Origin of the sequence: Parabacteroides sp. AF48-14, assembly GCF_003477465.1 — a bacterium.
In the GTDB taxonomy this organism is placed as follows: Bacteria; Bacteroidota; Bacteroidia; order Bacteroidales; family Tannerellaceae; genus Parabacteroides; species Parabacteroides acidifaciens.
In genome coordinates this window covers 99325-111031 of the sequence record NZ_QUDI01000008.1, presented here as the reverse complement: position 1 = coordinate 111031, position 11707 = coordinate 99325, and the positions used below count along the sequence as shown (strand labels likewise).

The 11707-nt window shown below is 48.1% G+C and carries 9 protein-coding genes; 4 read left to right on the top strand and 5 right to left on the bottom strand.

The window, feature by feature from the left end; all coding sequences use genetic code 11:
• Positions 1-22 precede the first annotated feature (22 nt).
• The 4 genes from fmt to DW083_RS05705 are packed head-to-tail and all read right to left on the bottom strand — an operon-like array spanning position 23 to position 4754.
• On the bottom strand, positions 23-1000 hold the full coding sequence (gene fmt / locus DW083_RS05720) for a methionyl-tRNA formyltransferase (RefSeq protein ID WP_122331724.1): 978 nt from the start codon (positions 998-1000) through the stop codon (positions 23-25).
• 4 nt (positions 1001-1004) lie between these two features.
• Positions 1005-2789: a chloride channel protein gene (locus DW083_RS05715; protein WP_115498793.1), complete on the bottom strand. Its 1785-nt coding sequence runs from the start codon at positions 2787-2789 to the stop codon at positions 1005-1007.
• Position 2790: 1 nt separating this feature from the next.
• Positions 2791-4191: a sugar transferase gene (locus DW083_RS05710; RefSeq protein ID WP_122331723.1), complete on the bottom strand. Its 1401-nt coding sequence runs from the start codon at positions 4189-4191 to the stop codon at positions 2791-2793.
• Between the two features lie 2 nt (positions 4192-4193).
• The gene (locus tag DW083_RS05705; protein WP_122331722.1) at positions 4194-4754 is read right to left on the bottom strand and encodes an L-threonylcarbamoyladenylate synthase; all 561 of its coding nucleotides are present in this window, start codon (positions 4752-4754) and stop codon (positions 4194-4196) included.
• A 214-nt stretch (positions 4755-4968) separates the two neighbouring features.
• Between DW083_RS05705 and recJ the strand changes: the two genes are divergently transcribed.
• From recJ to DW083_RS05690, 3 genes are read left to right on the top strand one after another with little or no spacing between them, the layout of a single operon-like run.
• Positions 4969-6693 (top strand): single-stranded-DNA-specific exonuclease RecJ, encoded by a 1725-nt coding sequence (gene recJ, locus DW083_RS05700; RefSeq protein ID WP_115498796.1) that lies wholly within the window; start codon positions 4969-4971, stop codon positions 6691-6693.
• Between the two features lie 9 nt (positions 6694-6702).
• A complete protein-coding gene (locus tag DW083_RS05695; protein ID WP_122331721.1) occupies positions 6703-8367 on the top strand; it encodes an ATP-dependent DNA helicase RecQ in 1665 nt (554 codons plus the stop codon).
• A gap of 13 nt (positions 8368-8380) precedes the next feature.
• A complete protein-coding gene (locus DW083_RS05690) occupies positions 8381-9079 on the top strand; it encodes a precorrin-2 C(20)-methyltransferase (RefSeq protein WP_122331720.1) in 699 nt (232 codons plus the stop codon).
• A 22-nt stretch (positions 9080-9101) separates the two neighbouring features.
• Here the strand turns inward: DW083_RS05690 and DW083_RS05685 are convergent, their stop codons facing one another.
• On the bottom strand, positions 9102-9548 hold the full coding sequence (locus DW083_RS05685; RefSeq protein ID WP_115498799.1) for a hypothetical protein: 447 nt from the start codon (positions 9546-9548) through the stop codon (positions 9102-9104).
• 395 nt (positions 9549-9943) lie between these two features.
• Here DW083_RS05685 and DW083_RS05680 point away from each other — a divergent pair, with 395 nt between their 5' ends.
• Positions 9944-11611 carry a formate--tetrahydrofolate ligase gene (locus DW083_RS05680; protein ID WP_122331719.1) on the top strand — a complete coding sequence of 556 codons (1668 nt, stop codon included), beginning with the start codon at positions 9944-9946 and terminating at the stop codon, positions 11609-11611.
• The last annotated feature ends 96 nt before the right edge of the window (positions 11612-11707 follow it).

Here is an 11707-nt window from a genome sequence, read left to right as displayed (position 1 = left end):
TGAAAGCAGCTCCTTTTTTCTATTAATCGACTTTATATTCCCCGATCTGCTTAAAGCCGTTTAGGAAATCAGCGGCCGGCAAGCGCTTCTTTCCGGCAAGCTGCACGGAGAGCAGACGAAGATAACCGCCTTCTACGGCGATATCTATATGGCTATTTTTTTTATCCGTACAAAGAGTTCCGATGGGCAAGTTATGGTCTGACGGATGCTTCTCCGTCTGGTAGATCTTCAGTACGGTGTGCACACCTTCTGGTGATACAATCTCCGTCCAGGCAGCGGGATAAGGTGACAAGCCACGGATGAAATCGTATATCTTTTTCAGAGGCAGATGCCAATCGATACGACAGGTTTCTTTGAATATCTTCGGGGCGGGACGGAGTTCGGCTGAGTCTTGATAGAACTCTTCCTGGGGTATGGCGTCAGTCTTGCCTTCCAACAGTAGGTCGACAGTCTCCAACACCAGGCCGGCACCCATCGTCATCAGAGAGTCGTGCACAGTGCCGACATCGTCCGTATCGGCTATAGGGAGGTGTTTCTGGCGGATGATCTTGCCGGTGTCGATCTCGTGTGTCAGGAAGAAGGTCGTCACGCCGGTTTCCGTATCTCCGTTGATGACCGCCCAGTTGATCGGGGCTGCTCCCCGGTACTGAGGCAAGAGAGAGGCATGGAGGTTAAACGTCCCCAGACGCGGCATATTCCAGACCACCTCCGGCAGCATACGGAAGGCCACGACAATCTGCAAGTCTGCCTCCAACGCACGGAGTTCGGCGAGGAAAGCTTCGTCTTTGAGCTTTACCGGCTGGAGCACAGGCAGCCCTTTCGAGATAGCATATTGCTTGACGGGGCTTGCCTGCAAGACACTGCCATGACGGCCTACGGGTTTGTCCGGCATCGTGATCACGCCTACTACATTATATCCGCCTTCAACCAAGGCACGCAGGCTCTCCACGGCAAAGTCGGGAGTGCCCATATATACGATTCGCAAATCTTCTTTTTTCATCTTCTTAATCTCCTGAAAAGTTTTCTACCAGCACTTCGCGGTATGAGTTAAATATTTTTGACTTGGACATAAAGCCTATGTATCGTCCTTCCTCGTCCACTACTGGAAGGTTCCAGGCTTTCGTATCGTCAAAGATACGCATAATCTGCTCCATTGGTGTCCCAACCTGTATCTTGGCGGGAGCCGACACCATGAACTTGGAGACATGGAACCGGTTATATAACTCCGGACGGAACATAATATTCCGGATATTGTCCAGCAGGACGAGCCCTAACAGGATTCCCCGCTCGTCAATGACCGGGAAGGTGTTTCGTCCGCTCTTGGCGATCACCTTCACCATATCGCCTAACGACATTTCGGGAGAGACGGTGAGGAAATCGCGTTCGATCACACTGTCTGTATTGAGGAGCGTCAGGACGGCACGGTCCTTATGGTGGGTCAGCAACTCGCCTTTCTGGGCCAGACGCATCGAGTAGATACTGTGGGGCAGGAACATCTTGATCGTGATATAGGAGCTGACCGAGACGATCATCAGCGGGAGGAAAAGCTCGTAGCCACCTGTCAGCTCGGCAATAAGGAAGACACCCGTCAGCGGTGCATGCATGACACCGGACATGATGCCTGCCATCCCCAAAAGGGCGAAATTCTTCTCCGAGAGGTACATCGTAAAGGGGAAAAAATTAGACGCATGGGCAAACACGAAACCGGCAATACAACCCAAATACAAGCTGGGAGCAAAAATACCACCGCATCCGCCTCCGGCGTTCGTCGCACTCGAAGCAAAGACTTTGAAGAGCAGGATCAGCGTCAGGAAGAGTTGCAAGCCCCAGTAAGTATCGTTCAGACCGTAGAACATACTCTTGTCCATGATATGGGAGAACTGGCCGTTGAGCAGGGACGAGATCGTGTCGTAACCTTCACCGTAAAGCGGGGGGAATACAAAAATCAATACGCTCAGCATGATGCCTCCGACAAGAAATTTCTTCCAGTACTTACCGAGTTTCCGGTACATTCCCTCCACCCTGTTCATCACCTTCGTAAAATAGAGGGATACCAGGCCACAGAACACGCCGAGCAGAAGGACGTAGGGTATGCGTTCGATCACAAACACTTCGGTCTGTGAAAAGGGGAACATCGCTTCCGTCCCTGTAAAGATATAGGAGACAGTCGCAGCTGTCACTGAAGTGATAAGCAGAGGCAATACCGACGTCATCGTCAGGTCGAGCAACAGCACTTCCACCACGAAGACCACTCCGGTTATCGGAGCCTTAAAGATACCGGAAATGGCGCCTGCCGCCCCACAGCCGACAAGCAGCATCAACGTCTTTTGCTCCATCCTGAACAGGCGTCCCAGATTGGAACCGATCGCCGCTCCCGTCAGCACGATAGGCGCTTCCGCCCCGACCGATCCACCAAAACCGATGGTGACGGAACTGGCCACAATGGAGGTCCAGGTGTTATGGGGTTTGATACGGCTCTTACGCTGGGAAATGGCATACAGGATTTTCGTCACCCCGTGGCTGATGTCGTCCCGCACGATATACTTGACGAACAAACCGGCAAGCAGGATACCAATCACCGGATAGAGCAGGTAGAGGTAGTTAGCACCGTCCTGGTTAAAGTTTCCGGTCAACATATGTTGGATATGATGAATAATCCATTTCAGGATAATAGCGGCGGCAGCCGTGCAAATCCCGACCAAAAGACTGACGATCAAGATAAAATTTTTCTCTTTTATATGCTTGTCCCGCCATAGCAGGAACCGATAGAATAATCCTTCGTTTACCATCTTAAATACCTTTACCTGTAATTACTGTTTTAACTGTATAGATCAGAATTGTCAGATCCAGTGTCAGTGACATGTTTTCGTAATATAATATATCGTATTCCATACGCTCTATCATTTTATCCACATTCTCGGCATAGCCATACTTCACCATCCCTAACGAGGTAATACCCGGACGGACGTTGTGCAGCAGGTAATAATAGGGAGCCTTCTTCACAATCTCGTCAATAAAATATTTTCGTTCGGGACGGGGCCCGACGAGCGACATATCCCCTTTCAACACATTCCAGAACTGGGGCAGCTCATCCAACCGATACTTCCGCATGATCCGCCCGAACGGCGTAATGCGGCAATCGTCCTCCGAGGCAAGCAACGGTCCGTTTTCCTCTGCATTTACATACATGGTCCGGAACTTATACATCATAAACGGCTCGCCGAGATAGCCGATCCGTTCCTGACGGAAGAAGATGGGACCCGGAGAGTCTTTCTTCACCCGCCAAGCGATATAGGCGAACAACGGGGAAAGGAGTACCAATGCGGCAACAGAACAAACTTTATCCAGAAAAAGCTTAATATTCTGTGCGGCAGGCGAGAAATTGTTATCCGTCACGTCGACCAGGGGAATTCCCCGAATGGTCCGGATCTGGATCTTGGACAACATATTGAAGCGGTCTGCCAACACCTTTATCGGACGTTTATAACGGTAGAGCGAATAAAGGATGCCCAACAGCTCCTTGTTGCTTTTCGACTCGACAGCCAGGACGAACTCGTCGACATTCCCTGTATCCATCAAGGCCGGGATATCCTCCACCGTCCCTAAGACATGGGCACGGTCTGCCTTGGCGGGGATATTCCCGTTCTCCGATACGAAACCGTAAATATTATATCCCAGGCGGTACAGGTCGCGGGCGATACGGACAGCCTTACCTCCGGCGCCGACCACAAGTACGTTCATCGCCCATTTCCGGCTCTTGATCTTACGGACACCGTCCTGCGTGATCAGCAGGCGCGGGATATAGGTCACGATAAACTGTAAGCCGAACAGGCCGAAAAACAGCTTGTAATATATCTTGAACGAATGGGGAATATCGTCGAGCATCAAGGCAAAGAATACGACAAGCGTACCGATCAGCACCGTGATAAACGTCGAAAACAATTCGGTCAGACGGGATTTTCCAAACGGTTTATTATAATACCCGGAGAAATAATAAAGAACCAGCCAGAAAAAAGGGATGATTGCCTGGCCGGTAAGCACACCCGGATATTGCAGATAGTCGAGCAGACTGCTTGCCCCTTCGTCGATGGCAAACACCTCGTAACGAAGGATATTGAACAACAACCATGCAACGGAAGCCGATAGATAATCCGATAATATGTATTTCCCTGCCTGCTTGCTCTTCTTCATTTTTATCTGATTACCTGAATAACGCCACCATCTCCTAATTTAATGATATTGGAAGGTTTTGCCTTACTCATATCATCCTGGCGATACTTCACTATATAATCGACACCGTTCTTAATCACATCCGACACTTCACTGAAATTAGCCGGAGAAGGTTCTCCGCTTACATTTGCAGATGTGGAAACCAACGGCCTCCGGAAACGTTCGCACAGCTTACGTGAGAACTCTTCGTTTGTGATCCGGATTCCGACGCTGCCGTCTTCGCCCAACAGGTTACCGGCAATATTCTTCGCATGCGGATAAATAACCGTCAACGGTTTGTCGGCTACCTCGATCAAGTCCCAGGCTATATCGGGAATTTCCGACACGTACATACTCAGTTTCGCCGTACTGTCAGTCAGGACCAACATAGCCTTATTGTCAATTCTTCTCTTCAGCTCGTACACTCTTTGCACGGCTTTCTCGTTGGTTGCATCACAACCAATCCCCCAAATAGTATCTGTGGGATAGAGTATTATCCCTCCTGCCTGCATGATTTCACAGGCTTTTTGAATATCGTCTGTCATTGTTTTTTAAATAATGTCACAAATGTACAAATCATTCGCGGACTTTATTATAAAAAGTAGAGAAAATGTATTTTAATAAAAATGTATGCGCCTGAACAGAAATATCCATTTATATTGTCTAACTTTACGGATTGAAATATATTGGAGATTTTGTTGCTATCAGCTTCTATATCCAATATATCTGGGACGATAAAAAAGAAAAAAACAATATATAATGATTACAAAATGGAACTTTCAAACCCCAACAGAAGAAGAGTTACATAAAAGAGACAAGCTGGCAACCGAACTGGGCCTCAGTCCGGTCGTATGTCTTTTGCTCGTTCAACGAGGACTGACCACTGTTGAAGAGGTGAAGAAATTCTTTAAACCCAGCTTGAGCGACCTGCACGATCCATTCCTTATGCCGGATATGGAAAAGGCTGTCAAGCGTCTGAACAAGGCTCTGGGCAATAAAGAAAAGATTTTGGTTTACGGTGACTATGATGTAGACGGCACGACCGCTGTTTCTCTGGTCTACAAGTTTTTACGCCCCTATTCGTCATCATTGGATTACTATATCCCGGATCGGTATGACGAAGGGTACGGGATCTCATACAAGGGGATCAATTATGCCAAGGAAAACGGGATTACGCTTATCATCTCGCTTGACTGCGGCATCAAAGCGATTGAGAAGATCGAGTATGCCAAGGAATTGGGTATCGACTTTATTATCTGTGACCACCATATGCCGGACGACACATTGCCGGATGCTGTGGCGGTGTTGGATGCCAAGCGGGTGGATTCGATCTACCCGTATGAACATCTGTCGGGATGCGGAGTCGGTTTCAAGTTCATGCAGGCGTTTGCCAAGAGCAATAACTTCCCGTTTGCCGACCTGGAGAAACTGTTGGAACTGACGGCAGTCAGCATTGCATCGGACATCGTTCCCATCACAGGGGAGAACCGCATACTGGCCTATTACGGTCTAAAGCAACTCAACAGTAACCCGAGCCTCGGACTGAAGGGAATCATCGACATCTGCGGTCTGTCCGGAAAAGAGATCACCATCAGCGACATCGTTTTCAAGATCGGACCACGTATCAATGCCTCCGGACGTATGATGAACGGAAAGGAAGCTGTCGAACTCTTACTGGCGAAAGATGTGGACAGCGCAAGGGAGAAAAGTGAAAGCATCAACCAGTACAACGAAGAACGACGCGAACTGGACAAAAAAATCACGGACGAAGCGAATGCCATCATCGACGAGTTTCAGAACATGGAAGACCGGAAGGCGATCATTGTCTATAACCCAGGCTGGCACAAGGGTGTGATCGGTATCGTTGCATCCCGCCTGACGGAAAAGTATTACCGTCCGGCTGTCGTACTGACCAAATCTTCCGAACTGATCACGGGCTCCGCACGCTCGGTTACAGGATTCGATATCTATAAGGCAATCGAGAACTGCCGTGACTTGTTGGAAAACTTCGGCGGACATACTTATGCAGCCGGGCTCTCCCTTAGAGAAGAGAATCTGGAAGCTTTCACCGAACGGTTCCTCAAGCTGGCTGCCGACGAGATTATCCCCGAACAGATGATACCCCAACTCGACGTCGACGCCGTATTGGACTTGCAGGATATCAATCCCAAATTCATGAGCGAGCTGAAGAAAATGAACCCCTTCGGCCCGGACAACCAGAAGCCGGTGTTCTGTTCTTTCGGCGTAAAGGATTACGGAACCAGCAAGTTGGTGGGTAAAGAGCTGGAGCATATCAAACTGGAATTGATCGACGACAAATCGAATACGCCGATACATGGCATTGCCTTCGGCATGCACCAGCACAATACCCATATCAAAAACATGAAGCCTTTCAATATCTGTTACACCATCGAAGAGAACACCTATAACGGCAACACCTCTCTACAACTTATGGTGAAGGATATCAAGGAGAACGATATGTGAAGGGATGCGGTGGACGTCTACCATAAGATATTAGGGAAGTACTGGGGATACCCTGCTTTCCGTCCTTTGCAGGAAGAAATCATTCATGCTGTCTGCGAAGGAAAAGATACGCTCGGACTGATGCCTACGGGAGGTGGTAAATCCATCACCTTCCAGGTTCCGGCACTGATAATGGAGGGGATATGCATCGTCGTCACCCCATTGATAGCGTTGATGCGCGACCAGGTAGACAATCTACGCCGGGTAGGAATCAACGCTACGGCTGTCTACTCAGGCATGAGCCGACAGGAGATTGCCACAGAACTGGAAAGGTGCATTTCCGGAAACTGCAAATTTCTGTACATCTCGCCCGAACGTCTCGCCATGGAACAATTCCGGGAGAAGCTGCAAGCCATGAACGTCTGCCTGCTGGTTGTAGACGAGAGCCATTGTATCTCGCAATGGGGTTATGATTTCCGTCCCTCCTACCTTCATATTGCCGATGTCCGCAAACAGTTGCCCGGTGTACCGGTATTAGCGCTTACAGCAACGGCTACTCCGGAAGTGGTGGACGACATACAGGAACGGTTGCTTTTCAAAGAGAAAAATGTTTTCAGGAAAAGCTTTGTCCGTCCGAACCTGGCGTATATTGTACGCCGCACGGAAGACAAACCGGGTACACTTGTCTATATACTCAGCAAAGTCCCAGGTACGGCCATCGTCTATGTACGAAACCGGAAGCAGACAAAAGAGGTTGCCATCCTCCTGCAACAAGCCAGCATATCCGCCGACTACTTCCATGCCGGACTGAGCCGAGAAGAGAAGGAGATACGGCAAAACCGCTGGAAGAACAACGAATGCAGGGTAATGGTTGCCACCAATGCTTTCGGCATGGGGATCGATAAACCGGATGTACGTCTGGTCGTACATCTGGATATGCCCGGTTCGTTGGAAGAATACTACCAGGAAGCAGGACGTGCCGGACGTGATAACAAGAAAGCCTATGCCGTAGCCCTCTGTTCTGAGACAGACAGCCTCATACTGAAAAAGCGGATAGAAGATGAATTTCCAGATAAGAAACTCATCAAACAGATATATGAAGCCTTGGACAGCTACAACCTGGCGCATGACTTCTCGTTAGCGGATTTCTGTTCAACCTATCAACTTCCCCCGTTGCAGGTCCATCATGCTCTGAAGCTATTGGAGCTGTCCGGATATATCGAATACATTGAACAGCAGGATGAAGCCTTTAATAAGGTAGCTCCACAAGTCACTCGCACCCATCCAGGGATAAAGGGAAACTCCCTTATCATTCCTCCCTCCGTCTATGAGAAGCGACGTGAAAGAGCTGGGAAACGCATCACCAAAGTCGTAGAGTACCTCGAAACAGAACGCATCTGCCGCAGTCACCTGCTAATCTCTTACTTTGGAGAGAAGGACACGGAAGACTGCGGATGCTGTGATGTCTGCCTCTCCAAGAACAGTTCAGGATTAAGCAACAGGGACTTCAACATGATACGCGACAAGCTCCTGAAACGCTTATCCGGAGAACAGCCGCTCCCGGTCAATGCCATAACGGAATCCCTGCCTTTCCCGGCAGAGAAAAGCATAACCGTCATCCGTTTCCTGGTGGAACACGACAGCCGCTTTCACATGAAAGACGGAGAAATCTGTATGAAACAAAATAATCATTAAACAACAAGAGTATATGCCATATCCCATTTGCTTCGTATCACTCGGTCCGGGAGAGCCGGAACTGATTACCCTGAAAGGTTTGAAAAAGCTCCAACAGGCCGATATCATCTATTGCCCTGCAACCTTAAACAAGAACGGCCAATCCCTCTCACGCGCAGCCAATATCGTAAAGGAACTCAATATTGAAGATTCGACAATCCAGCTATTCACACTCCCGATGAGCAAGGACCGTACCGAGGCCTGGAAAGCCTACGACAGACTATACGAAAAGGCTGTATCCGCCCGGCTGGAAGGGAAAAAGATTGTCATTGTAGCTGAAGGGGATGCAGGCTTCTACTCTTCCATCCAATATATATACGATAAATTCAAGGCTAATGACATCGAGGTGGAGCGTACCGCCGGAATCCCGGCCTTTATCGCAGCCGGAGCCCTTGCCGGCTTGCATATCGTCAAACAAGAAGAACAGATCATCGTCATTCCCGGAATACTGACAGCGGAAGAACTGTCGGAAAAGATCAAAGCCGGCTACGTAATCGTCATTATGAAACTGTCCCAATGCGTGGATGCCGTCCATGAATGCATCTGCAAGCACCCGCAAGCCCGGTTTCACTACTTCGAGAACGTCGGGACGGATAAAGAGTATTATACATCCGATAAAAAAATCATCAGTGAAAAACCGTTTCCTTATTTCTCACTGATGATCATACAGTAGTTTATCATATAAATAGTAGAATCTATTCGGATTCCAAAAGATTGCTCAATTGGATGATGTGATAGCGAAGGGATTGAACGGATTCCCAGTTCTGATGGCCGGACTTGCAGAGTTCACGTGCACTCACCAGCACTCCCGAAATATGGCTGCCGATCTTTTCAATCCTTTTATTCGTGTCACTGTAAAGAGACTCCAAATCTTCCGGAGAATAGATGGAAGCCGATTGGGCCAATGATTCAAGCAACTTCATTTGATAGACACCAGCCTTTGGGATCAAGTCGCGGACTGCATAATGATGGAGATCCTGGATTTCTTTCTGTTTAGTCACATCCCAACCTACATTATTCATACCACCGGAAGGATTCATCTTAGAAAATGCCTGAAAACCAAGACTATCCGCGATAGTCTTTATCCATGAACTTGTTTCCCTTAACGCTACTTCCATCAAACTTAATCTCATTGTTGCCATAATCAAATCTCCTTAAATTACATAAACCGTAGTTTTCTTATTTGTTATACTATTTACTTTTTATCACATTTAATCCTATGTTTCTTTCATTTTATCATCGTGACATTGCAAATGTAATCAAATTATCACATACAACATGAGCCTTTCCAGATTTTATAATTCTTTAAGACAAAAGATAACCAAAAGCCCATATTCTGCCAACTCAAGTTTACAAAATAACAATAAAACAATATATACACATTACATAATGCCAATCTATCCCCACTTTTATTATCAATTATCAAACTGACATCTATTTTACGGAAGACTTGGCTTTCAACAACTATCCTCCCTTTCATTTTGTTATTATATAAAAATATAATTACATTTGTTTCTCACTTAAACTTACATCAAGCATGAAATCGGACATAGAAATTGCAAGAGAGGTTTCCCTACATAAAATAAAGGAAGTCGCAAGCGGGCTGGGTATCCCACGTGAAGAAGTTCAAAATTACGGCAGGTATATAGCCAAAATACCCCTTCACCTGATCGACAATAAGAAAATCAAGGAGCATAACCTGATCCTGGTCACAGCCATCACCCCGACCAAGGCCGGTATCGGTAAGACTACCGTCTCGATCGGTCTGACATTGGGACTGAACAAGATCGGAAAAAAAGCGGTTGTCGCCCTTCGTGAGCCTTCACTGGGGCCGTGCTTCGGTATGAAAGGCGGGGCTGCCGGAGGCGGTTACTCGCAAGTGCTGCCGATGGAAAACATCAACCTCCACTTCACAGGAGACTTTCATGCGGTTACCTCCGCGCACAATATGATCACGGCTTTGCTCGATAACTACATCTACCAGACCCGCAACACCTGCGAGGGCCTGAAAGAGATCAAATGGAAGCGCGTACTGGACGTAAACGACCGCAGCCTGCGCAATATCGTTTCCGGTCTGGGAGGCTCCGCCAACGGCGTCCCGACAGAGACAGGTTTCGACATCACCCCCGCTTCGGAAATCATGGCGATCCTTTGTCTGGCAACGGACATCGAAGACCTGAAACGCCGTGTCGGCAATATCCTGTTGGGATATACATACGACGGAAACCCGTTTACCGTAAACGACCTGGGAGTAGCAGGCGCCATCACTGTTTTACTGAAAGACGCCCTCCTGCCCAACCTGGTGCAGACGACCGAGAATACTGCAGCATTTGTACACGGAGGCCCGTTCGCTAACATTGCACACGGTTGCAACTCGATCCTGGCTACAAAAATGGCACTCACATATGGTGACTATGTCGTGACAGAGGCCGGCTTCGGTGCAGACCTGGGAGCAGAAAAGTTTTTCGATATCAAATGCAGAAAAGCAGGACTGGCCCCGAAACTGACCGTTATCGTCGCAACGGCACAAAGCCTGAAACTGCATGGCGGCGTACCGGAAGACAAGATCAAAGAACCGAACGTCGAAGGACTGAAGAACGGTTTTGAAAACCTGGACAAGCATGTTGAGAACATGAAGCGTTTCGGGCAGGAAGTAATCGTCACCTTCAACAAATATGCATCCGACACAGACGAGGAAATCAATCTGGTGGCCGAACACTGCCGCGAGATAGGCGTAGGCTTCTGCATGAATAACGTATTTGCAGCAGGTGGCGAAGGAGGTGCCGAACTGGCCAGACTGGTTGTCGATACCATTGAGAAGAAACCATCCGCCCCGCTTCAATATATATATGAAGACAATGATCCGGTCCGCACTAAGATCAAAAAGGTATCCGAACATATCTACGGGGCTGCATCCGTCGTTTACACCACATTGGCTGACAAGAAAATCAAACAGATCGAAAGCCTGGGAATCTCGCACTATCCGATTTGTATTGCAAAAACGCAGTATTCATTCTCATCCGATCCGAAAGCCTACGGCGTTGCTAAAAACTTCGAGATGAAAGTACGCGATATCATCATCAACAACGGTGCTGAAATGATCGTCGTGATTATGGGCGAGATCATGCGTATGCCGGGACTTCCCAAAGACCCGCAGGCAAAACGCATCGACATCGTGGACGGTGTGATCGAAGGATTGAGCTGACCAAAAGAAAAGCGTTACATCCTATAAAACCAAACACTTATGTTGCGATTCAAAAACATAAGTGTTTGGTTTCAAAACATAAGTATTTGTCGGTGA

What these genes read in the sequence shown, in the direction of transcription:
- DW083_RS05710 (WP_122331723.1), bottom strand. Translation starts at nt 4,191, where the DNA reads ATGAAGAAGAGCAAGCAGGCAGGGAAATACATATTATCGGATTATCTA.
- DW083_RS05690 (WP_122331720.1), top strand. Translation starts at nt 8,381, where the DNA reads ATGCCATATCCCATTTGCTTCGTATCACTCGGTCCGGGAGAGCCGGAA.
- DW083_RS05680 (WP_122331719.1), top strand. Translation starts at nt 9,944, where the DNA reads ATGAAATCGGACATAGAAATTGCAAGAGAGGTTTCCCTACATAAAATA.
- DW083_RS05685 (WP_115498799.1), bottom strand. Translation starts at nt 9,548, where the DNA reads ATGGCAACAATGAGATTAAGTTTGATGGAAGTAGCGTTAAGGGAAACA.
- fmt (WP_122331724.1), bottom strand. Translation starts at nt 1,000, where the DNA reads ATGAAAAAAGAAGATTTGCGAATCGTATATATGGGCACTCCCGACTTT.
- DW083_RS05715 (WP_115498793.1), bottom strand. Translation starts at nt 2,789, where the DNA reads ATGGTAAACGAAGGATTATTCTATCGGTTCCTGCTATGGCGGGACAAG.
- recJ (WP_115498796.1), top strand. Translation starts at nt 4,969, where the DNA reads ATGATTACAAAATGGAACTTTCAAACCCCAACAGAAGAAGAGTTACAT.
- DW083_RS05705 (WP_122331722.1), bottom strand. Translation starts at nt 4,754, where the DNA reads ATGACAGACGATATTCAAAAAGCCTGTGAAATCATGCAGGCAGGAGGG.